Annotated in this window: 18 protein-coding genes; 1 reads left to right on the top strand and 17 read right to left on the bottom strand. The window is 29.7% G+C overall.

The annotated features are described in order from the left end of the window. The 8 genes from CLOBL_RS09245 to CLOBL_RS09210 all read right to left on the bottom strand — a co-directional run bounded on the left by CLOBL_RS09245 (window position 1) and on the right by CLOBL_RS09210 (window position 8,924). The gene (locus tag CLOBL_RS09245; RefSeq protein ID WP_077858754.1) at window positions 1-1,866 is read right to left on the bottom strand and encodes a nucleoside-diphosphate sugar epimerase/dehydratase; all 1,866 of its coding nucleotides are present in this window, start codon (window positions 1,864-1,866) and stop codon (window positions 1-3) included. Window positions 1,867-2,065: 199 nt separating this feature from the next. Continuing rightward, window positions 2,066-3,049 (bottom strand): glycosyltransferase family 2 protein, encoded by a 984-nt coding sequence (locus CLOBL_RS09240; RefSeq protein ID WP_077858753.1) that lies wholly within the window; start codon window positions 3,047-3,049, stop codon window positions 2,066-2,068. A 125-nt stretch (window positions 3,050-3,174) separates the two neighbouring features. Continuing rightward, complete coding sequence (locus tag CLOBL_RS09235; protein ID WP_077858752.1) at window positions 3,175-4,032, bottom strand: LicD family protein; 858 nt, start codon at window positions 4,030-4,032, stop codon at window positions 3,175-3,177. Window positions 4,033-4,140: 108 nt separating this feature from the next. Then, a complete protein-coding gene (locus CLOBL_RS09230) occupies window positions 4,141-5,127 on the bottom strand; it encodes a glycosyltransferase family 2 protein (protein WP_077858751.1) in 987 nt (328 codons plus the stop codon). Window positions 5,128-5,232: 105 nt separating this feature from the next. Then, complete coding sequence (locus CLOBL_RS09225) at window positions 5,233-6,117, bottom strand: glycosyltransferase family 2 protein (protein WP_077858750.1); 885 nt, start codon at window positions 6,115-6,117, stop codon at window positions 5,233-5,235. Between the two features lie 416 nt (window positions 6,118-6,533). Next, complete coding sequence (locus tag CLOBL_RS09220; RefSeq protein WP_077858749.1) at window positions 6,534-7,871, bottom strand: PTS sugar transporter subunit IIC; 1,338 nt, start codon at window positions 7,869-7,871, stop codon at window positions 6,534-6,536. A gap of 210 nt (window positions 7,872-8,081) precedes the next feature. Next, a complete protein-coding gene (locus CLOBL_RS09215; RefSeq protein ID WP_009172714.1) occupies window positions 8,082-8,390 on the bottom strand; it encodes a PTS sugar transporter subunit IIB in 309 nt (102 codons plus the stop codon). A gap of 213 nt (window positions 8,391-8,603) precedes the next feature. Next, window positions 8,604-8,924 (bottom strand): PTS lactose/cellobiose transporter subunit IIA, encoded by a 321-nt coding sequence (locus CLOBL_RS09210; protein ID WP_077858748.1) that lies wholly within the window; start codon window positions 8,922-8,924, stop codon window positions 8,604-8,606. Between the two features lie 429 nt (window positions 8,925-9,353). Between CLOBL_RS09210 and CLOBL_RS09205 the strand changes: the two genes are divergently transcribed. Next, window positions 9,354-12,044, top strand: coding sequence for a sigma-54-dependent transcriptional regulator (locus tag CLOBL_RS09205; protein WP_077858747.1), 2,691 nt, complete (start codon window positions 9,354-9,356; stop codon window positions 12,042-12,044). 49 nt (window positions 12,045-12,093) lie between these two features. On the opposite strand, the gene CLOBL_RS09200 is transcribed toward CLOBL_RS09205, so the two are convergent. The 9 genes from CLOBL_RS09200 to CLOBL_RS09160 all read right to left on the bottom strand — a co-directional run bounded on the left by CLOBL_RS09200 (window position 12,094) and on the right by CLOBL_RS09160 (window position 23,770). Next, complete coding sequence (locus tag CLOBL_RS09200) at window positions 12,094-12,825, bottom strand: MurR/RpiR family transcriptional regulator (protein WP_077858746.1); 732 nt, start codon at window positions 12,823-12,825, stop codon at window positions 12,094-12,096. A gap of 494 nt (window positions 12,826-13,319) precedes the next feature. Further along, a complete protein-coding gene (locus tag CLOBL_RS09195) occupies window positions 13,320-14,732 on the bottom strand; it encodes a glycoside hydrolase family 1 protein (protein ID WP_077858745.1) in 1,413 nt (470 codons plus the stop codon). 178 nt (window positions 14,733-14,910) lie between these two features. Continuing rightward, complete coding sequence (locus CLOBL_RS09190; RefSeq protein ID WP_077858744.1) at window positions 14,911-16,368, bottom strand: 6-phospho-beta-glucosidase; 1,458 nt, start codon at window positions 16,366-16,368, stop codon at window positions 14,911-14,913. Between the two features lie 22 nt (window positions 16,369-16,390). After that, the gene (locus CLOBL_RS09185) at window positions 16,391-17,746 is read right to left on the bottom strand and encodes a 6-phospho-beta-glucosidase (RefSeq protein ID WP_077858743.1); all 1,356 of its coding nucleotides are present in this window, start codon (window positions 17,744-17,746) and stop codon (window positions 16,391-16,393) included. Between the two features lie 421 nt (window positions 17,747-18,167). Continuing rightward, a complete protein-coding gene (locus tag CLOBL_RS09180; RefSeq protein WP_077858742.1) occupies window positions 18,168-19,013 on the bottom strand; it encodes an N-acetylmuramoyl-L-alanine amidase in 846 nt (281 codons plus the stop codon). Then, window positions 19,014-20,642, bottom strand: a complete 1,629-nt coding sequence (locus CLOBL_RS09175; protein ID WP_207652352.1) for a YARHG domain-containing protein — start codon at window positions 20,640-20,642, stop codon at window positions 19,014-19,016. A gap of 47 nt (window positions 20,643-20,689) precedes the next feature. Next, window positions 20,690-21,676 carry a zinc ribbon domain-containing protein gene (locus tag CLOBL_RS09170; RefSeq protein ID WP_077858740.1) on the bottom strand — a complete coding sequence of 329 codons (987 nt, stop codon included), beginning with the start codon at window positions 21,674-21,676 and terminating at the stop codon, window positions 20,690-20,692. A 17-nt stretch (window positions 21,677-21,693) separates the two neighbouring features. Then, window positions 21,694-22,551 carry a zinc ribbon domain-containing protein gene (locus CLOBL_RS09165; protein ID WP_077858739.1) on the bottom strand — a complete coding sequence of 286 codons (858 nt, stop codon included), beginning with the start codon at window positions 22,549-22,551 and terminating at the stop codon, window positions 21,694-21,696. A 244-nt stretch (window positions 22,552-22,795) separates the two neighbouring features. Further along, a complete protein-coding gene (locus tag CLOBL_RS09160) occupies window positions 22,796-23,770 on the bottom strand; it encodes a DMT family transporter (protein WP_077858738.1) in 975 nt (324 codons plus the stop codon). Between the last annotated feature and the right edge of the window lie 329 nt (window positions 23,771-24,099).

The following is a 24,099-nucleotide window of genomic DNA, read 5'->3' as shown; positions in this document are numbered from 1 at the left end:
CTACTCCTTATCTGCATTTTCTGCAGCCACTTCATCTTCATTTTTATAATGATAGGTTGGGACAATCTTTTGCATTTGATGCTTAATTTCTCCTATATCATTAACTTCTAATAAATTTTGTAATTGTTCAAGCTTTTCCTTTAAGGTATCCATATTTTCAAAAGTAGGCTTTCCAACATATATCTTATTATGAACAGTATTTTCTAAACCTTCTTCACTCATTAAAAGCTCTTCATATAATTTTTCACCTGGTCTGAGTCCTGTAAATACGATTTTTATATCTCTATTAGGTTCCAGACCTGAAAGCTTAATCAAATCACATGCTAAGTCATAAATCTTAACAGGTTTGCCCATATCTAATACAAAAACTTCTCCGCCCTTAGCAAATGCCCCTGCTTGAATTACCAATTGAGCAGCTTCTGGAATCAACATAAAATATCTAATAATCTTTTTATGAGTTACTGTTACTGGACCCCCATGAGCAATTTGTCTTTTAAATATAGGTATAACAGAGCCATTACTTCCAAGCACATTACCAAATCTAACAGCTACAAACTCTGTTTTAGACTGCTTATCCATAGCCTGAATAATCATTTCACATAATCTCTTAGTAGCTCCCATTATATTTGTTGGATTAACAGCCTTGTCTGTTGAAATCATAACAAATCTTTCTACATTTGCCATACTTGCTTCCTGAGCTAAGTTTAATGTTCCAAACACATTATTTTTAATAGCCTCCTTAGGGCTGTCTTCCATTAATGGAACATGCTTATGAGCGGCTGCATGGAACACGACATTTATCCTATATCTAGCAAATACCTCATGAATTCTCTTTTTATCTCTAACAGAACCTATTAATACAGTAAGGTTCATGTCTGGAAAATCTTCCTTAAGTTCATTTTGAATATCATACGCGTTATTCTCATAAATATCAAATATAATAAGTCTTTTAGGATTATACATAGCTATCTGCCTGCAGAGTTCTGAACCTATTGACCCACCGCCTCCAGTAACTAATATCGTTTTTCCTTCAATATAATGAGATATTCCCTTGTTGTCCAATTGAATCGGGTCTCTCCCAAGTAAATCTTCTAAGTCAACATCCTTAATTCTGCTAACTGTAGCGTCCCCACTTAATATCTCATACATTCCTGGTATTATCTGCAATTTACAATTAGTATTTTTACAAATATCTATTATTTCTGCTTTATTCTTTGCATCTAATGATGGAATAGCAATTACTATTAAATCAATCTCCTGCTCTCCTACTATATAAGGTATATCATATCTGTTACCTTCGATTTTTACTCCTGATATTCTTTTACCAATCTTATTTTTATCATCATCTATAAGAACTATAGGATTATATTTAAGTTCTCTTCTTGCCATCATCTCATTAATAATCATAGTTCCAGCAGAACCTGCTCCAACTATCATTACCCTTCTTTGATCAGCTGAATACTTGAACGGTATGTACAAAAGTGTTCTTCTATAAACTCTATAAAGAATCCTGTAACCTAATACAAAAAAGATGCTTAGAAGTATTCCAACAACACAAACATTTAAAGGAACTGTATTTCCCAAAGGACTTCTAGTATATCCAATAGATATTATACCTGCTAAAATATTTCCTCCAACACCCAATAAGAACTCATCTGTACCAGTTAAATGCCATAAACTTTCATACATTTTAAACAAATAGAAACATACTAAATAAACAAGACTTAATACCATACAGTCATGACTATATATCTTTGCTATTTCTGTAAAGTCACCACTATTAGTTATGTTTATAGCAAAAAGGTATGCCATATTAACCATAAACATATCAATAATCATAATTATTAATGTTTTCCAACTTCTCAATTTGACTTTCCTCCTATCTGGAAAGATTTTTACTAAAATCTTAAACTCCATTGCTAGGTCATATAAAAAAATAACACTTTACCAAGTTAGTCTATTTTTTATCACTCTATAAAAATATAGTTGCCTAATAATTCAAGCTATGAGATAGCATGACTCTCTGCTAGATACAAAATGTACCTCACATCCTAGACTTGTTATTTTATTTCATATACCCAAAAACCTTCAATAAAATATTAGGAAAATATAATATTCCTTTACATTGAATTAAATACCTAATATCATTTTTGTTAACTTTTTGTACTTTATAAGCTCTTAAATAATTTCTAACATGATCTTTACTTAAAAATTCATGAAGCTCTCCATGAAATTGCTTATCTTTTGATAACATAGAAAAAATATGACTTACTGCATATGGAATTTTATATTCTATAAGAAACTTCTTTATTTCTTCAAAATCACCTTGTGAATCAAGGTATTGCAATAAATCAACATAAGAATAATAGCAATCAAGATGCCTTAGTGATACCGAATTAGTAACTGATAAATCCCATCTAACATAAAACATTAAAGCTTTATTTAGAGACATTATCTTTTTCATTTTGAGTAATGACTTAACTGTAAACACAACATCTTCAGCATATTTTCTATTGCTATCAAAAAATATTTTATTTTCCTTTATTATGGACGTTTTATATAACGCACTTCCCATCCCAATTGTTATATCACAATTCAACTGCTTTAATGCGCCTTCTCTTCCACTTATGTCATGCTCTAAAAATCTAGTTGTACTTGGAACTAATACGTTATCTTTTGAATCTACTTGAATATAATCACAAAAAACTAAATCATACTTAAATTGCGCTGCTTTTTGATACATGAGTTTTATATAATCTTCATGAATATAATCATCAGAATCTAAGAAGCATACATATTCCCCTTTTGCCTCTGATATTCCTTTATTTCTTGCAGCACTAACTCCACTGTTTTTCTGGCTTATTATTCTATAATTTACCTCTGAATTTATAAGTAACTTTTCGGCTATTTCAATGCTCCTATCTTTTGAACCATCATCTATAAGCAAAAGTTCAAAATTCTTAGAACTCTGATTTATGATAGAATTTATTGTTTTTTCAATGCATCTTTCTACATTATAAACTGGAGTAATTATAGATACATTTATCAATATTATTCACTACCTTTACAATTCATTCTTTCTTCTTGAATTATACTAATATTGCTTACGATATGCAATATTTAGTCATTTTTCTTAAGTAAAATTTCATATTTTTGCCACATAAAATTAAACAACTAATTATTTACTTTCAATTTTTTAATTTCCTTTGCATGCCATACGCGGTCTTCTTCCTTTGGCATAGTCATATAATCTCCATATAATTGAGTTAATACAGAATCATAATTCTTAGGAGCATAAAAGTGCTCTCCTTCAAATTCTAATTTAATTAATTCAAAATAATCCGCTTTTTTATAAATATACTCACTCCAATAAGTATCAACTCCATATCCCATGTACTCTGAGTTTGGATCGTTCCATTTTACTAAAAAATCAAAAAATCTTAATCGTCTTTCATTTGGAAACATAGCTGCAACTAATTTATAAAATGAAAAGGTCAGCTTGTTTTTAAAACTTAATTTTTCAGGTTTATCTCTAAGTCTCTTAAAGCTTTTCAAGATGTTGTAGCTAAGTGTGCGTTGTATTTTATACACGAAATTATGTTTAGGCAAACTGTCATATGGAAATACATCTATAAAAATCCCATTATGCATTTTATAATTTTCGTTTGCGCCTTCCTCTAGAAATATTGTGTCATTATACCTAACTTTGCATGGAACAGGATATACATCATAATATTCATCTGTTTCAAAGGTTTGTAAAAATAAATATTCAGGAAGCTCTTTTTTAGCTATTTCCAAGAATTTTTTAAAATCTTCTCTTGGCATCCCAATATCAATATCATCATCCCATGGAATAAATCCCTTATGTCTAACGGCTCCAATTAATGTGCCTGCATCTAAAAAATATCTTAATCCATGCTTTTCACATACATCATGAACGCTTTTTAAAATCTTTACCATGATAATTTGAGCATCTCTTAATCCTAGATTTTCGTAATCATCCTTATTGTATGTATAGTTATTATCCTTCATTACTTGTTTTCCTTTCCTACTACTCTTCCACTGCTTATAGGTTAATGCAATTTCTAAATTTGCTCTTTATTTTTCATTTAAAATACTTTAAATTTGCTGTTAGTTTATTTAGGCTTTTTTGCTATAATATTTCTTTACTATATCTGGCTTATATAAGATTATACGGCTTAAGATAAAATCTTTAATCCTATCTTTTTTCAGCTTATATATTTTATATTTACATAGATACATTCTTACATCCTGATTTTTTATGAATTTATACATCTCATGATGTAATTCTCGTTTAACAGCAAATGCCACTACAACATTTATGATAGATTTTGGAATTCTACTATGAATCATTGCTTTTTCAAGTTCCACATCATTAAATCTTTTCTTCAAATACTCTAAAGTTTCGATATTTGAATAATACATATCCAAAAAGTTCAATGATATATTATTCATAACAGATTCTTCCCATTTAACATAATGAGAATATATTTTTTTTAAACAATATACTTTTTCAGCATATGAATAAGCCTTTATTTCAAAAGCTATATCCTCAGCAAATTTTCTATTAGTATCAAATTTGATATCATTTGAAATTATAAGTGTCCTTTTAAATAAATTTGCCATAATATGCGTATGTGAAGTACCATATATAAGCCCAAGAGCTGCTTCTTTACCAGTAAATAGGCCTTCTTTTAGATCATCTAAATTATTTAAAATCTCTGTCCCATTAATTTCTTCAAAGACATAGCCAGAATAAATCACATCACTATTCGTATCAATTGCTTTTTTATATAAATTCTCAAGCATATTGTCATCTATATAATCATCTGAATCTAAAAATTGAATATACTCACCTTTAGCTTCCTTAATTCCTAAATTTCTTGCTGAACTAACTCCACCATTTTCTTTTTTTATTATTCTATAAACAACATCAGAATTCTTTAAATAGTCATTGGCAAATTCACTACTGTCATCAGGTGAACCATCATCAATAAATAAAACTTCAAAATCTTTAAAGCTTTGAGATTTAAGCGATTCTAGAGTCCTTAATATCCTATTTCTAACTTTATAAACTGGTACTATAATACTAACCTTATAATCCATATAAATGCCTCCAAATTCGCATAAGCTAAATACTTTTAAGATTATTACCATAAATATCAATTATAATTCGACGACATCTAATATCTCATTATTGAGAACTCATAACTAGTTGTGTTTATTTGTCTTTACATGCTTAATGTATAATTTTAAGGCATATCCAAATTCTCGCACATATAAAAACCTCTTTGCAAAGCTCAATATCCACTTATTTATGTACTCTACAGTTTCTTCTTTTTCCTGCTTATATAAATCGCTTAAAATCTGTCTTTTTACTAATTCCTTATATTCTTTTTTATTACTAATATATTGCTTTTTGCTAAGCTCTAATGTTTGATTATACATTAACTGAGTTTTAGAATCAGAAAAACTTTCTCCATATATTCTGTATTTAAATAAATATTCTGGTATATTATGAATTTTAGTCATCTTAGCTATTCTTGTCCATAATTCATAATCCTCAACTGCATACGATTCTTTACTACCATATAGGTTCTTCTTAAACAATTCAGTTCTCCCCATTATGCTTCCATGGGCTAAAGGACAATTTAATGATAAAAATAATTTAATCAACTCATTACTTGATGGATAATTTACATTATATTGCTCTTTTCCTTCGCCATCTATAACAGTATAATGAGTTCCTACCAATCCGTAATCCGGTGAACTTTCTAGAAACTCCACCTCTTTTTCTAATCTCTCTGGCATGGAAACGTCATCACAATCCATTCTTGCTATATATTTACCTCTTGCAAGAGATATACCTTTATTCAGGGATGCAATTAACTTTAAATTTTTTTCATTATTAATTAGTCTTATACGTGGGTCTTTATATGACTCAATTATTTTTACACTATTATCTGTAGAGCCATCATTTATTATTAAAAACTCAAAACCAGTAAAAGTCTGATCTAGTATACTTTCAATTGCTTCTTTAAGGAATTTTTCACCATTATATACTGACATTAAGACAGTTACCATTGGCTTATCCATAACTTATCACCTCATATATTTTTGCGTGGTATGCTTGACGACAAAATTTTCATAAAAACCTTAATTAATCGAAATACCACTCCACCGCTTGAACATAAAAATTATCATTGATTTTTATATTCAAACACATATATTTTACCACTTAAGAAGCCTTCAAACAACAATAATTATGGATATTCAACATATAAACTAGATTTATAACTCTAAGCCAATGCTTTTAATAAAGGAATTTATCTGACTTAAAAAATTAAAAGAAAGAAGCCCGGCATTCACACTATAGTACAAATATCGAGCTTCAATCTTAATTCATTGAAATCTTTAGTTTAAATATATTTTTAAATTGTTAATAAAAGGGCTACTTCATTAGTTTGCTATGCAAACTATATTTAATTTTTAATTATTTTATAATAAACTTACTAAGCTTCTACGCCTTTCCCATGCTGTGCAGCTAATTCATCTGCAAATGCCATAGCATCTACTTTCTTGAAGAATGGGAAGTAAATCAAAGCTGAAGTTATTAAGAATACAAATTGTGCTATAGCATAACTTGGGCCACCAATTATGAAACCTGAGAATATAGTTGGTACTGTCCAAGGTGGCATAGCTCCACCCATTGGAGCAAGTATATGTGATGCAATTGCAACATAAAGTAATATTGCATTTATCACTGGTGTAAATATAAATGGAACAGCCATCATTGGATTTAATACTACTGGAGTACCAAATAATATTGGCTCATTGATATTAAATATATTGGCTGGCAATGCTAATCTACCTAATTGTTTGTATTGAGCAGATTTTGCAAAAACTACTAATAGTATTGTAAATGCAAGTGTTTGACCACTACCTGTCAAGTTAATAAAGTTATCATAAAATTGTTGAGTTACTATATGAGCTCCATGAGCAAGATCTAATGTTCCTGCTGCTTGTAAATTCGCATTATCTGCAGTATTAGCTTGTAACAAAGCAGTTACAACTCCACTTACTGTTACACCTCCATGTATTCCAAAGAACCATAAGAATGGTACCGCAAAAGCGATAAGAATTGCTCCAAATGGAGAATCTGATGCTGCTTGTAATGGTGTTTGAACAACTTTGTATATAAGTTCTGAAAAAGAAGTATTAAATACAAACTCAAGCACAGCATATACAACACATGCACCTGTAAATATGATGGCAGCTGGAATTAAAGCTGCAAAACCATTAACAACTCCTTGAGGAACACCCTCTGGCATTTTTATGGTAATATTTTTATTTATTAATGCAGAATAAATGGCTCCAACGACTAAACTTATAATAATTGCAGTGATCATACCTTTACCACCCATCCAATCTTGCGAAAGGACTCCTCCAACTTTAATTGGAGTTGCGGATGGATCTGCTGCAAACATAGTATATTCATTGGTAACAATCATGAATACGGCTAATGAAATTACAGCACATGAAAAAGGTTCAACGCCCTCATTCTTTGCATAGATATAGGCAATACCAATAACGGCCACTAGTGCCATAATTCCCATTGTACCATGTTGTACTTTATATAATGGCTCATTCCAACTTGGTCCGAAAATTCCAGTCATAAAATCTGTAAATGGTTTCCATGGAAATGCGGCAATTAATAAGAAAATGGATCCAACAATATTCAATGGTAAGGTAAATAGTATACCATCTTTTAATGCTTGCAGTCCTTTTAAATTGACGAATTTCATTACCGCTGGTACTACTTTTTCGTTTAATGTTTGATTGACTGACATAATACTTTTCCCCCTTAAAATTATATTTATGAATAATTACAAATAATAAATTTGCTATTATTACCGTTAATAAATTTTAACAATTTCCAATATTTTATAATCGTTTACTTAGTTCTTATAAGTTTGCTTTAATCTTAATAAGGCAAACCGTACTTTAATATTTATTTATCAATTAAGTTATTTTCACATTTCATAAATCAACAGTGTTTTTTATTTTTGAGCCAACTTTAATGCTAAATCTAAAACTTTAGCTCCATTCATCATTCCATAATCAACCATTGGTATTACTTCTACAGGAATTCCTTTTGGTTCACAAAGTTTCTTTGCTTTTCCTAAAGTATATCCAACTTGTGGTCCAAGTAAAGCAACATCCATACTGTCTAGATGTCTATCCATTTGTGCTTCTGGAAAAGCCACTATTTCTGCTTCTATTCCTTTGCTTTTTGCTGCATCTTTCATTTTATTAACCAAAACACTTGTAGACATTCCTGATGCACAGAATAATTTTATTGTTATCATAATACTCTCCTCCTAAATATTTAAAAATATATTATACTTTTATATATGTTACAATTAAAAATTTATAATGTACAATTGACAATTATGATTAAAATCCTTACAGGATTTCTTCAACAATTGTTAATTGTAAAACATACATTTCGAATTGCAATACATATATTATATTTACTATTTAACATTGCCTAGCTTGTATCGTTTTCTCTTCATTTACTATTATTTTAATAACGTGTTTACAACTTTTCTTAAATCAATAATTTGTTCAATTAAATTTTTTTCTGATATAGCTGTCATTAAATGGTCTTGCGCATGAACAAATAAAACTGATAGTTCTATTTTTTCTCCAGCAGCTTCTTTTTGAAGCATCTCTGTTTGCGCATCATGTGCTTTAGCTAAAGCTTCATTAGCTAACTCCATTTCTTTTTCAACCTCTTCATACTTTCCTTCGTTTACCATATTAAGAGCCATATAAGCATGATTCTTGCAATCTCCTGCGTTAATTATAATATTCATAATTGCCATTTCTAATTGATCCATCTTCTCGCCTCCTGTTTATGCTTTTATTGCTTTATGCCATTATATATAGCAAGACCTATGCCAAACACTAAAAATCACTAAAAATTTTCAATATATTTTATTATTTTTTATATTATATATATCCTTTTAGTGAATGAAAACCTTTTAATTTCAATATGTTTCACACTTTGCATTTTTATTATTTTTTTATATATTATTTTTTTACTATTTTATACTCATCTATTGATTAAAATTAACTGTTTATTATAAATTTCTAGTGTTTGATGTCATAAATATAGTGTTTATTATTTCTTTTAAACACTATCAAACACTATGGCAATTGTTATTTGACTCAATTAATAAAATTATGATATCATTTTCATTGAAATGTAGAAAATATTAAATTCATATATACTAATTGCAAATACTTATTATAATAGGAGGATATCAATGACGAAAAAAGATTTAGTTTACCAAAAACTGCTCCAATTAAACCTTTCAGATGGTATAGATACTCAAACACTATCAACATTAATCAATATGTCCAGAGCTAATTTAAGTCATGAATTAAACGAACTTTGTAAAGAAGGTAAATTATTCAAATCTTCTACTAGGCCAGTACTATTTTTTCTTTCAGAGAATAAGGTTACAAGTAAAAAATCTCAGTTAGATTTACTAGCAGAAAATAATGTTTCACTTAAAGATTGTGTCGAGCAAGCCAAGGCTGCTATATTATATCCACCTAAGGGTATGAATTGCTTAATACTAGGTAGTACTGGTGTTGGTAAATCTATGTTTGCTTCTTTAATGCACAATTATGCTGTAGAAATGAACGTAAAATCTGCTGATTCTCCATTTATAGTGTTTAATTGTGCTGATTATAGTAATAATCCTCAATTGCTTACCTCGCAGCTTTTTGGTGTAAAAAAAGGTGCTTATACAGGTGCTGAAGCTGATAAAACTGGATTAATCGAACAGGCAGATGGCGGAATTTTATTTTTAGATGAAATTCATAGACTTCCTCCTGAAGGCCAGGAAGCTCTTTTTGTATTTTTGGATAATGGTACCTTTAGGAGAATTGGTGATTCTGAAACTAGAAAATCAGATGTTTTAATAATTTCAGCTACCACAGAAGATCCAAACTCTGCCTTACTAAATACTTTTACTCGAAGAATTCCAATTGTAATTAACATTCCTTCTCTTAAAGACAGAACTTTAGATGAGCGTTTATTTTTAATCAAAAACTTTTTTAAACACGAAAGTATTCGTATAAATAAAGACATTTATGCCTCGTTAAATTCTCTTAGGGCTCTGCTCTCCTATGATTGTCCTAACAATATAGGTCAACTAAAAAGTGATGTTCAGCTTCTTTGTGCAAAAGCTTATTCAGAATTTCTAACTAATGTTAAAAAAGATGTAAGAATTTATAGTAAAATGTTACCCCCTTATATTAAGGAAGGCCTTTATAAAGAAAAGGAACATAGAGTTTTGTGGAATAAACTTATGAGTGAAGAAATTGAGTATTTTAGATTCAATGGCTCTAATGAAGATAACAACACCATATTTAATAATAGTGATAATACAATCTATGATTTTATAGAAAATAAGCTTGAAAAACTTAAGTCTTTAGATATTTCTAATATTGATATTGAAAATATTCTTGAGAAAGATATCGCAAAACATTTTAATAAGAATAACTCTGAAGTGCCTAAAGAAATAAATAGACAAAACTTATTAACGATAATTGATGAAAGTACATTAGGCTGCCTTGATGCAATAATAACTCATATTACTAAAAGACTTCCTATAATCTTTGATAACAATCTTTACACTGCTTTTGCTTTGCACATTAATACGTTAATAAATAGAATAAAGAGCGATAAGATAATAATTAATACTAACTTAAACAAGATTAAAGAACTTTATCCAGCAGAATTTGCCATAGCCCTTGAGGTAAAGGAACTTATTGAAAACCACATTAGTAAATCAATTCCAATAGATGAAGCTGGTTACTTAACCCTCTTTTTAATACCAGATAATACTTTTAATGATGTGTCTCAAGATAAAGTAAAAGTTATACTTATTGCTCACGGAGAATCTACAGCAACTTCAATGGCTGATGTTGCTGGGAAACTTTTAGGTGAAGATTATGTAATTCCTATAAATGCGCCTGTTGATATTGCTCCATCAAAAGTTTTAGAAAGCTTAAAAATATGTATACAAGATAATCCTACTTCTGCAGGATATCTCTTATTAGTTGACATGGGTTCTTTAACTACCTTTGCGGATGTTATCAAAAAAGAATTTAATGTGGATATTAAAGTAATATCTCTTGTTTCAACTTTGCATGTATTAGAAGCTACAAGAAAAGCATTAATCGGATCTTCTTTAGATGATATATATAACGATGTGCTTATGGTTAATTCTTATGTAGAAATACATAAAAATATAAATAATGTATCTGAAAATCAAGATAAGATATTGATTATAACAGCCTGTTTAACAGGAGAGGGTGCTGCCATTGCTATCAAAAATTTTTTACTTAGCAATCTTAGATTAAACAGTGACTACTTTGAAATTGTATGCTTAAACTGCCTTGACAAAAATTACTTCAAACAAAAAATTATTAATCTTCAAAAGCATAATGAGATATTGTTTATAGTTTCTTCTTTTCCTGTAAATTCACCTATAAAACAATACGCTATGTATGAAGTATTTAATATGGACGTACTAAAAGAGCTTCAGGCTGCTATTGATTCCAAAAACACTATGCTTAATTTACCTAAGATAATAAAAGAAAATATATACAATATTGATGGTGCTGAATTATTTAAAGATGTAACAAATTTATTAAATACATTACAAGAGAAACTATCTATTAAATTATCAGACGAAAATACTGTTGGTATTATTCTTCATTTATCCTTTGTCGTTGGAAGGCTTAGAAATGATGATAATCCGGCTGTTTATCCTAATAAAGATGCTTTTATTAATGAAAATATTAATTTATACAATATAGTAAAAGACAATCTTAACTTTATAAATATTAAATATAATATAAATATAATAGATGATGAGATTTGTTATTTAATGAATCTTCTGCTAAACACAGAACCTACACTTGCAGATAAGCTCAAATAATATATATAGCTAAAATCAGCCATGTTCACCTTTATAAACATGGCTGATTTTAATTTTCTAAGACTTTATTATGAAGTCTTTTTCCAATGCTTTCTATTATGTATAATACCGGTATTTGAGTAGTTATATCGCTGATTCCTATTTTTTCTCGTTGTACATAATAAGATATGTTAAGATCAGATATTTTAGCTATTGTGCAATTTTCACTATTAGTTATGCTTATAACTGTACTATGTTCTCTTTTTAAATTACTTATGTGATCAATAACTGTAGGTGTTTCACCAGAAACTGATATTGCAATTATTACAGATTCTTCATACATTTTATAATTTCTTGGGAAATACGGGTCATCTATATACATTGCAAATCTGCCTATTGAAGAAAAATATCTTGCAGCATATTTGCATAGTATTCCAGAGGTTCCTGTTCCTATAAATATAACATTTCTCGCCTCTTTGATAAAATCACAAACAACATTGAGTTTCCTATCTAATTCGCTATTATCTAATTTTTTAAAAAAATCAATTATTATAGATGTATCATCACTTATTTTATTTTCTTCATTTTTCTGTATATGCATTTTTAATTTTACTTTAAATTCTGAATAACCTTCACAATTGACCTTTTTACAAAATCTCAATATGGTAGTTGTTGATACATGCGCCTCATCAGATAGTTCCCTAATTCTCATGTAAACAACTTTTTCTGCATTTTTCATTATATATCTATATAATAATAATTCTAAATCGTTCAGACTTTGAATAATTTCATAATTAAACATATATTAGTTGCACTCCATCCTTCCTTAATCAGTTTACAGTTAGCAATCTGCAAATTATAAACTGAATTTTAATTTATCTACCTATATAAATAATATATCACAAGGTAAACATTTTCCATACAAAAAGAAGGTTTAAATATATAACATAAAAATCTATCTACTTACCTTAAAATTTAAGATATACATTTAACATTTACTTTACTTAAATGTATATTGAAACAAAGAAAAGAGATACATGTTTATTAAACAGGAATTTGAAAATTAACTATTAAAAATAATTAGAGGAAGGGTGTTCTAATTCAGCTTGTCCAACCGTAACTTGAGCATGCTAAATTGTATCCAACCTTCCTCTAAGTGTTTTCATCTAAATTTCATAGTACTGTAGAACAAGCATCTATCTGTTTTAATCCCAGTTTACAGATTTGCTAGATTTCATATAATTTCAGTAAGTCACCACATAATTTTAAGTGCAAGACTATTATTTATTCTAAATCTTAAAGTTCTTCCCCATTAGTTTCAATAACCTTTTTATACCAAAAGAAACTCTTCTTTCTTATTCTTCTTAAATCCTTAAGATCAAATTCATCTCTGTTTACATAAATAAAGCCATACCTCTTCTTAAAACCTTGATGAGTACTTATAAGATCTATTGCTGACCATGGACAATACCCAATTAAATCTACTCCGTCAGTTATAGCAAGTCTTGCCTGTTCTATGTGTTTCCTTAAGTAATCTATTCTGTAATCATCATTTATAGTATCATTTTCTTCAACAGTATCATAAGCCCCTAAGCCATTTTCAGTTATAATAATCGGTAAATTATATCTTTCATATACTTCCCTTAATGTATTTCTAAAGCCTATTGGATCAATTTCCCATCCAAATTGAGTCTTCTCTAAATTCGAATTAGAAACGCCTTTATAAACACCTAATTCTCCCATTGCAATCTGCTGATCTCCCTCTTGAGAAGAAATTTCCTTATCGTTAGCCTTACTTTCAGCCGCTGTTCCTGTACAATAATAATTAAATGCTATAAAATCAGGATTTGCTCCCTTTAAAACTTCCATATCTCCTTCTTCAATTGTTGGTTCTATTCCTTTTTCAACCATGTAGCTCCACGCTATTGAGTTATACCTTCCATATACGGCCATGTCTAAATATAACCAGTTTCTTATAGAAGATAGATTTCCCGCAGCCAATACATCTTCTGGTTTTGAACTTGCTGGGTATATAGATGTTATATTCGGTGCTGGTCCTATTTTACACTTCGGACACATTTTATGACATAATTTCATTACCTGAGCTTGTGCAAGAAGCATGTGATGATTTTGCTTATATAATTCTTTTTCAATATTTTCTGCTCCATCATTTACAGTTCCAATTGCACCGCCATGAAGTATCATCATATTTTGTTCATTTATTGTAAGCCAGTACTTGACTTTGCCTCCAAAGTTCTCAAATAAAACCTTTGCATAATTAACAAATGCATCTGCTGTTTTTCTATTAGACCAACCGCCTTCTTTTTGAAGCTCATCTGGTAAATCAAAGTGATACATAGTTATTAGTGGTTCTATTCCATATGATAATAATTCATCGATTAAATTATTATAAAATTCTATTCCTTTAGGGTTTACTTCTCCTACACCATTTGGCATTATTCTAGCCCATGAAATCGAGAAACGATAAGTTTTAAAGCCCATTTCTGCAAATAGTGCTATATCTTCTTTATAATGGTGATAGTGATCACTAGATACTTTAAAATCTGGTGTTCCTGGAACTGGATCTTTTGTATCCTGAACTGATAATCCCTTTCCATCTTCATTATAAGCTCCTTCCACCTGATAAGCGGATGTTGAAGCCCCCCATAAGAAATCCTTTGGAAAATCTTTTAACTTTTTATGAAACATATTTAAACCTCCATTGTATGCATGAATAAGTAAATATGAATTTAACTTATTACATGCAAATATATTTTAAAATTTTCAATCTATATATTTTAATGAATATCTACGGACATCTTTTATTAACTGTCAGCTGAAAGTTGTCCACAGGATATCCTATAAATAACACAAATTGTACACTTGCCTAAAGTTCTTCTCCATTACTTTCAATAACTTTTTTATACCAGTAGAAGCTCTTCTTTCTTGATCTGCTTAAGTCTCCATTTCCATCATTGTCTTTATTAACATATATAAAGCCATATCTTTTTTTCATTTCTCCTGTTGATGCGCTTACTAAATCAATGCATCCCCATGGAGTATATCCTATTAATTCAACGCCATCTTTTACTGCTTCCTTCATCTCTTCTATATGTGCTCTTAAATAATCAATTCTATAGTTATCATTTATTGATCCATCTTTTTCTACTTCATCCACAGCACCTAATCCATTTTCCACAACCATTAGAGGAATTTGGTATCTGTTGTAAATATTATTCAATGTCCATCTTAAACCTTTTGGATCAATCTGCCATCCCCAGTCACTTGCTTTAAGATAAGGATTCTTTACTCCTCCTAGGATGTTTCCTGATGTTTTCTCTAATTCCTGATCTGTACTTGCACAGTTTGACATATAATAACTAAATGTATAGAAATCTACGCAGCCTTCTTTTAAAATCTCTTCATCATTTTCCTCCATTTTTATTTCAATGTTATTATCTCTAAAAAATCTCTTTGCAAAGCCTGGATAAGCTCCTCTTACCTGCACATCTGAACATAAGAAATTGTTCAAATTATCTCTTTCTTGAGCTAAAAATACATCCTCTGGATTGCAAGTATACGGATATGCTGTCATGTATGCGATCATACAGCCAATTTTAAAATCTTTGTTAATTTCATGGCCTAGCTTAACAGCTTTAGCACTAGCTATAAATTGATGATGAAGTGCCTGATATCTTATTTGCTTACTGTCTCTATTTTCTTTACTAAAGGAAACTTCACCACCTCCGTCTAATAAAATTCCCCCACCCATAAATGCTCCAAATGGTGTAGTTAAGACATTTATTTCATTAAAAGTCAGCCAATATTTTACCAAATCTTTATACCTTTTAAAGATAGTCTCACAGTATCTCACATAACAATCAATAACTTCTCTGCCTGCCCATCCATTATACTTTTTAGTTAATCCAAAAGGTGTTTCATAATGAGAAATTGTAACTAATGGTTCAATGTTATATTTCTTTAATTCTGTAAAAACCTCATCATAAAACTTCAATCCTTCCTCATTCGGCTCTAAGTCATCCCCATTTGGAAAGATTCTGCTCCAATTTATAGACATTCTAAAAACTTTAAAACCCATTTCTGAAAATAACTTTATATCCTCTTTATAATGATGATAAAAATCTATAGCTTCATGACTTGGATAATATGTTCCTTCTTCTAATTCCGGAGTTATTCTTCTTGGCGTTGTATGTGTTCCTCCTGTCATAACATCAGCTGTGCTAAGACCTTTTCCACCTTCTTTATATCCACCTTCAAATTGATTTGCAGCTGTTGCTCCTCCCCATAAAAAATCTTCAGGTAAAACATTAATTTTGTTATTCAACTTAACCACTCCTATTCTATTTTTATTTATTTTCCTCTAGTCTATCTATTGTGTCCTTAAATTGTGGTAAATGCTTCTTATGTGCTATTAACATCTCATTTAATAAATCTTTTGCAACCTTTCCACTTGGAATTAGTGGATTCATCGTAAATGCTTGAAGAGCCTTGTTATAATTTCCTGTAACTGCAGCTGAAATTATTGTTTCTTCCATTCCTTTCATCATTTGAACCATTCCTCTTGGTGCTGGCTCAAACTTTCCAAAGTTTATTGGTTCAGGTCCATGAGCTGTTATTATGCTTGAAACTTCCACTATAGAATCATATGGAAGATCCTCTAATGTTCCATTATTCTTTGTGCTGACTACCATTGTGCTTCTCTTATCATTATGAATAGAAGCAATTAATTCACAGGCAGCATCACTATAATAAGCTCCACCTCTTTTTGTTAATTGTTCTGGCTTATAATCAAGTTTTGGATCTTTGTATAATTCAAATAACTCCGCTTCAGTTTTCTTTACTATTTCTGCTCTAGTTTCACCTTTTGAAAAACTTTCAAGCTCTTCCTTTAACATATCATCTGTAACGTAATAATATCTGTGATATGCACAAGGTAACATTCCTAAATCTTTAATTTGTTCATAATTAAATTTAATATCCTTAATATTTGCAACTCCGGCATTTTCTCTCTCCTCTGAAAATACTGGATCATATAATTTCTCGATTACTTCAGCAGTTCTTTCATTTCCATCCTTATCCCATATTCTGTGCCAATGGAAGTGATTTAATCCGGCAAACTTAAAAAACAATTCACTAGAATCTATTCCGAGTATCTTGGACTCTTCCTGTACACAGTTAATAGGAATATTACATAGGCCAACAGTTCTATCCCATCCGCCATACTTAATTGCTGCTTCTGTCACCATACCTGATGGATTTGTGAAGTTTACCAGCCATGCATCTTTGCATAATTCTCTCATATCATCTATTATGTCTAATATTACTGGAATCGTTCTAAATGCTTTAAATATACCTCCAGCTCCATTTGTCTCCTGTCCAATTATCCCGTGGTTTAAAGGAATTCTTTCATCTTTTATCCTGGCATCTAAAAGTCCAACCCTAAATTGAGTTGATACAAAATCAGCATCCTTAAGTGCTTCTCTTCTGTCTAACGTTAAATTTACTTTCCAATCAAGTCCAGCAGCCTTAACCATTCTCTGAGCCATAGCTCCAACTATCTCTAGTTTTTCCTTTCCCTCTTCAATATCCACAAGCCAAATTTCTTTAATAGGTAATTGATCTTTTCTTTTTATGAATCCTTCAATCAGTTCAGGAGTATAGCTTGACCCACCGCCAATAGTAACAATTTTTAACTTTTTCATAAATTCTCATCCCCACTTTCATCAGTTGAGAGTTATGAATTAAAAGTTATAAGTTGAAGATGAAGCTCAAAGAGAAAGTTCGAGAACCCAAATATAAAATTTGGACTCTCACTTATCTCACTTTTCCCCTAAATAGAATTTTAAATATATATATTTCGTTGAAAAGCCTGTAGGCTTTTCTTCCTAAACTTATAACTTATAACTCATAACCGTTTTAAGTTCTTTACTTTAATTTATCATATATTGAAAACAATTACTTCAATTTCTGCACTTTAGGAACACGTACTGCTTTTTAGTTATTTGTTTTTTTTGAAAACAAGATGTTTTATAATGTATATAAAAAAATAATAGCCTTGTAAATATAGTAACAAGGCTATTATTCTTTGAATTAATATGAGCTTAATAAGCTAACTCTATTTACTTATATTTGTAGTGATTTTAATATACCATTGCAAAGTCCTTCTGCAAGCTTTTCTTGATAGTCAGAATCACTTAAAAGTTTATCTTCTTCTTTATTAGACATAAATCCCATTTCTATTAAAACTACAGGAACCTTTGACCAGTTAAATCCTGTTAAATCCTCTCTCTCTACTACGCCTCTATTTTTCATTCCTGCTGTAGCAACTAAATCATTTAATATTATCTGCCCATACTTTTTACTTATTCCACTAATGTCTTTCGCATAACCTATGGGTGCTGGAGTTAACATGGATGCACCATTAGCACTTTCAGAATCAGCTGAATCACAATGTATTCTTATAGCTAAATCCGCATTGTTATCATTTCCAATTTCTGCTCTTTCAATATTTCCTGGACTGTCAGCATCTTGAGTCTTTGTCATTATAACTGTAACATTATGTTGCTCCAATAATGCCTTTAATTTTTGTGACACACTCATAGCAACAACATATTCCGGTGTCTTCGTATAAATACCCTCTGCCCCGCCTGGATCTTTTATCTTCATTATATCAGAATCTGGCGATTGCTTTTCCATCTCCTTATTTCCAGTAGAAGAATGCCCTGGATCTATAACTACAATCTTTTTATTTATAGCAGATGGTTGTTCCTCATTATTTTGAGTTTTATCTTCATCCTTTATTTTATCACTATTATCTGCTGTTTTATTTTCTACTGATTCATTTTCATTCTCTTCTTGGGAATTAGTATTATCATTTTTCACCTCCCTATTTCCACTCATAATTGAGCTACATCCAAATAAGGTTATAAGTATTAAAATTGATAAAGCTCCACATAAAACTTTCTTCATTTATTTCTTTTTCTCCCACGCTTGTAATAATTGATAATTTGCTATTTCATATTGATTTAAAGTGGAATCACTTCCATCATAGCTAGGATTAGGAACATACCAGCTCTTTGAAGAAAAATATTTTTTATATTCATCCTCTGTAAAAACATATCCATGACGCGCAAATATCTCATTTCGAGCAAGACCTAGCTGATCTTTACTCAAATCTTTTACGTCATCCTCTGTAAGATACGCTTTATCACTATCTTTAAATATATAGTCATTTGATGATTTCGTACTTGAATTAGACGCCCCACCATTACTTACGTTTACTTCAGTTGGAGTTCTTCCATCTTCATATATTTTGTACCACTTTGAATTATCCTTTTTAGCTGATGGCACTATACTTGTGCTATTTGATAAAACTTCATATATTCCATCATTATCTACATCATCTGGTTTTGTATAATTATTTCCAAATACAGTCCCCTTTAATTGAATTTTATCGCCATTTACTCCAAAAATGCTTGTCCCACTAGCATTAGAAGTATTTGCATAATGCACAAATAGACCTTTCTTATCAGCAGCATAATTATATACTCCTTGAATATTGCTATCCCATCCATTATTAATGACATTGCTATCAATTAATTTATATTGCCCATTCTTCATTTTATATAAATTTATCTTAAAACCAGAATTATATGAATATTTTCCGTTACTCTTTACTTCCATTATTTCATCAAAAGGATCATCATCAAAGTTATCAAAGCATATTTGTGTATCTTCCATAAGCAAGTCTTTAGTATTAGCTAGAGGAGTATTAGTTAATTTTGAAATTACGTTTAACATAATATCGTCATAATTTTTATTGTCTTTAAAATTACCACCTAATTTATCCATTTCACTAAATTCTGCTACGGCTTCTTGATATTTTCCATCCTTATAAAGGCTATCTATCTTTTTATCCTTTATGCCTATTGCAATATTTTGATAATCCCCTTGAGATATTAAGCTCGATACCTGATTTAATTTATCCTCAGCTGAATCCACATCGTTTTTAGCAATTTCAACAAGACTAGATTTTAATAACTCCTTAGTATCATTAGAGTTTAATACTTTCACAGCTTTAGCAGCATACTCAAACTTTTCAGCAGCATTAGCTGCATTATTAGTTTTTATTATATAATATTCCCCTCTTATTCTATCAAAGAATATCCCACTGCATATTGCTACAATTAAAACAACTGCCACTAAAATTTTAGGAGCGCTTCCAGAAAAAAATGTATTTTTTTCCTTTTTATGTCCATTATTTATCTTATTATCACTTGAGTGTTTATTAGCTTCAAACTTTTTGTACTCATTATCTTCATAACTACGGTTCATTCTATCTTCTTTTTTAGAAACTGGATTTTGTTGATTCGGTACATCATTAGATATATTTACTGAATCATTTATAGATTTAATTGTGTTTTCTTTAGAAAAATCTATAGTATCACTAATATTATTGTTAGCCTTTTTTAAAAAATCAGTTTTATCTTGATTAGTTTTTTTATTATCTACATCTAAATTTTTAATTGGATTTCCGCACTTCGTACAAAATTTTATATTCTCTTTAAGCGGATTCCCACATTTAGTACAAAATTTCATTTTATCACCTCTTAATCTCTATCCATAACCGAATTTTGAAATTCCAATTATGGAGTTTGTTTGTTGCTAATGGTAACCGCATTTTTAACAGCGTATATTTTGAACACTGAATTAGTTGATTTAGCTACATAAGTGCTTCTAAAATCTTCATATGAAGATTTTTTATCTTTTCCATATGATATATAATATTTTTCATATACAGTCACTTCATATTCTGAATCACTTATTTTTTTAATTCCTTCTATATTATCACTCAATAAGTCTTCAGTTATTTGTTGCTCTGAATAATTTTTTATAAGTGTAGTAAATTCACCAATTAAGCCTCCGCTTAAATCTATTGTTCCTTTAATATAATCAATATTTTTTGAATTAATCATTTTTACGTATGCTGCTTCATAACTATCTAATGCATTTTTAACTTTGATCTCATTGCTGTCATAAGTACTGACTGTATTATCCAAATTAGATTTTTGATTGCTTGTTTGCTTTTTTTCTGGTGGTGTGTAGCTATACTCAGCTATAACTTCATCTCCATCTAATGCACAGGCTACCTTCATATTCTTCTCTCCAGTATCAGATTCATCTGAGGTTTTATAAGTAATCTTGTACTCATTAGTATTTTCTCCATCAGATAATTTTAAATCTTTTTGAAATGCGTCATTTTCTTTTATAGTAACATCTTTTTCATTAAGCTTATTTTCATAATTATTAATTTTCATTGAAACTGTTACTTCAGGATACTTATCAATATCAACATTTAATATTTCTATAGTTTTGGTTGCACTGGCTTTATTTTCTGAACTTATCTTCATATATGCTGCTCCTGCTGAACCCAAAAACAATAGAGCTAATAATACGCAGATTAATATTATTTTTAACGCACTACTTCTTTTTTTCTCTATATTTTTGTGCAGATTAACACCAATATCATCAGAAATATTGTCAGTATACTTTGAACCAATCGGATTCCCGCAGCTAGGACAAAATTTAGAGTTATCCCTTAACTTGCTTCCACATTTCTCACAACATTTCATAAACTATTCCCTCACGCTTATATTAATCCTTTAAAAGAATTAAATATATTCATTGTTGATATTAGAGACGATTCTATGTATTTAACAATAACTATTGATAATAAAGCAGAACATAAAACAAATAGTATTGTGATTATCATAAATACCTTATCTCTATTTTCTTCACTTATTTGCTTTATTCCACTATATAGAGTTATAAACGATAATGCATATCCTGAAAACAATATAAGTAATCCAAAAATAATGCTGATAAATGTAACTATACTTGCTAATGCCATAGAAATTACTAGTGGTATATATGATGCAGTTGATAAAAATAATATATCTACTAGGTTTATTTTATTTTTTAATATTATTGCATTTAAAATTGCCAATATTATAGCGGTTAAAATCATAATTATAAATATGTGAGCAAATGCACCTAAAAATATATCCTTATTATCAATTAATGCGTTAATTTTACTTTTAGCCTCTAGCATTTCGTTAGACATCATAAGCTCTTGTGATCCTCTTGCGGCTTCTTGCTCAGATATTATTTTGGCACTAGCTAAAATCTGCGGCAATTTCTGTATCATGCTAAAAATAGAATTAAGGAATGCTGAAGCATATAAGATATTTAATATTCCATATATAATTGGTAATCCTATAAGCAAAGCAATTGATGATTTTAACAGTTCTTCACCTTTTAATTCACTAAAAAAGGATACTGGCTTAATAAAATAATTCTTACATAATTTTATTAAACCCGCATCCACTACTTTAATACGTGTATGTCCACTTCTTGGCATACTACCCGTTTCTGATTGTTGGCATCCACAAACTCCACAGAACTTATCTCCGTCCAAAACTTCATTTCCACAATTTTTACAAAACATTATTATCCCTCCACTTATTCACCTGCTGATACATATTTTATTATGCATCAAAGCAAGCTACATCATATGTTATTTTTATACTATTATTCCACATTAATTATAACATCGTATTAAATGGTATTGCAAACTAAATAATCCAATATTTCCAACACATAAATGTATTAAAAACATTGGATTACTCATTATTACTAAAGAACTTATTAATTCATTTTTTATTAAGTATTTTTGTAACAATTATAGTAAGCTACTTAGCTTCTACAATTTCTCCATCTTCCTCACTCCTAGCCTCTGGTTGTTTTGCTACAAAATAAACCCCACCTATAACCATAATACTGCATACAATTGTTATCAAATCTATTTGACGTCCATTGATTAATATATCAAACATAATAGACCAAACAACATATGTTATATTTAAGCCCATAGCTCTAGTCGCACCAATTTTATAAATTGCATTGTAATAGAATAAGTATGATATAGTTCCCGATAAAGCAGTAGCTCCAATCCACCAGATTACACTTGTCCTTATAACTTCAAAGCAAAGCCCTATTCCTCCAATAACAGGAACTATAAGAATCCCATAAACAATAGCTGATGTCATTTGTCTTATTTGAAGTGCGAATTCTGATGATACCTCATCATCCTTCATACCATATGCGCATATAACACATTCACTTCCCCATCCAAATACACATAATAATGCACATAAAAAGCCCACTATGTTAGTTCCATTTTCGCCTGATGAATAACCAATTATACTAACACCTATGATTGCAAATACTAATCCAAGCCATGCTTTCTTATTCATTTTTTCTTTTAATATTATATATGCTAAGATTGATCCAACTGCTGGGTAAAGTGATGAAATTATAGCTGTATAAGATGGTCCAATGAGTTTAACTGAAAGTAAATATCCAGTCATTCCAATAGGGCCTCCCATAAGTGCTGCAAGTACAACAAATAAAGCACTTTTGGTTTTCATAGCTTTGAATAAATTACTTAATTGTCTTTTAAAAGCAAGATATATAAATGTCCATACTGCTGAAAAAGAATCATGAAAGAATGCTGTTATAAATGGTGCTAAAAATACTGCACCTTCTGGCAAGAATGGGCTCATTGCAAGTACAATTGCCATCAAAACTGTATCTAATCCCCATGTAGCAGCAGATATGATACCACTTACTGCACCTAATCTATAATTACTTTTATTAAATTTCATAATAGTCCTCCTCAAACCTGATACTATAGATGCTCACACAAATCTATTAATATTTGTTTATTGCTTTGCAAATTATATTTTATCAGATTATATAATGAGTTAATACAATTTTAGTTTAAATTTGTATTAGGCTTCATGTTTATCCTTATTATCATTGCTAATTATATAATGTTATTATAAAATAAAACAGTATTATTATATCTACATATATTGCAATTAACAATTTATAACGCACAACTACTACCACTTACTAGTAATCTGTTGGTAATAGCGATTTAGGCACAATCAAAAAAATAACAGACCAGTATGCTTGCCTATTTTGTGTCATA

The sequence above is a fragment of the Clostridium sp. BL-8 genome, from assembly GCF_002006495.1.
Lineage (GTDB): Bacteria > Bacillota > Clostridia > Clostridiales > Clostridiaceae > Clostridium.
Note: the sequence above shows the minus strand (reverse complement) of the source record. Positions and strands in the feature narration are given on the sequence as shown.

Coding starts and splice junctions, on each gene's coding strand:
- CLOBL_RS09200 (WP_077858746.1), bottom strand. CDS start 12,825: ATGTTTAATTATGAAATTATTCAAAGTCTGAACGATTTAGAATTATTA.
- CLOBL_RS09185 (WP_077858743.1), bottom strand. CDS start 17,746: ATGAAAAAGTTAAAAATTGTTACTATTGGCGGTGGGTCAAGCTATACT.
- CLOBL_RS09160 (WP_077858738.1), bottom strand. CDS start 23,770: ATGAAATTTAATAAAAGTAATTATAGATTAGGTGCAGTAAGTGGTATC.
- CLOBL_RS09175 (WP_207652352.1), bottom strand. CDS start 20,642: ATGAAATTTTGTACTAAATGTGGGAATCCGCTTAAAGAGAATATAAAA.
- CLOBL_RS09205 (WP_077858747.1), top strand. CDS start 9,354: ATGACGAAAAAAGATTTAGTTTACCAAAAACTGCTCCAATTAAACCTT.
- CLOBL_RS09165 (WP_077858739.1), bottom strand. CDS start 22,551: ATGTTTTGTAAAAATTGTGGAAATGAAGTTTTGGACGGAGATAAGTTC.
- CLOBL_RS09180 (WP_077858742.1), bottom strand. CDS start 19,013: ATGAAGAAAGTTTTATGTGGAGCTTTATCAATTTTAATACTTATAACC.
- CLOBL_RS09220 (WP_077858749.1), bottom strand. CDS start 7,871: ATGTCAGTCAATCAAACATTAAACGAAAAAGTAGTACCAGCGGTAATG.
- CLOBL_RS09225 (WP_077858750.1), bottom strand. CDS start 6,117: ATGGATAAGCCAATGGTAACTGTCTTAATGTCAGTATATAATGGTGAA.
- CLOBL_RS09235 (WP_077858752.1), bottom strand. CDS start 4,032: ATGAAGGATAATAACTATACATACAATAAGGATGATTACGAAAATCTA.
- CLOBL_RS09230 (WP_077858751.1), bottom strand. CDS start 5,127: ATGGATTATAAGGTTAGTATTATAGTACCAGTTTATAAAGTTAGAAAT.
- CLOBL_RS09215 (WP_009172714.1), bottom strand. CDS start 8,390: ATGATAACAATAAAATTATTCTGTGCATCAGGAATGTCTACAAGTGTT.
- CLOBL_RS09195 (WP_077858745.1), bottom strand. CDS start 14,732: ATGTTTCATAAAAAGTTAAAAGATTTTCCAAAGGATTTCTTATGGGGG.
- CLOBL_RS09170 (WP_077858740.1), bottom strand. CDS start 21,676: ATGAAATGTTGTGAGAAATGTGGAAGCAAGTTAAGGGATAACTCTAAA.
- CLOBL_RS09210 (WP_077858748.1), bottom strand. CDS start 8,924: ATGGATCAATTAGAAATGGCAATTATGAATATTATAATTAACGCAGGA.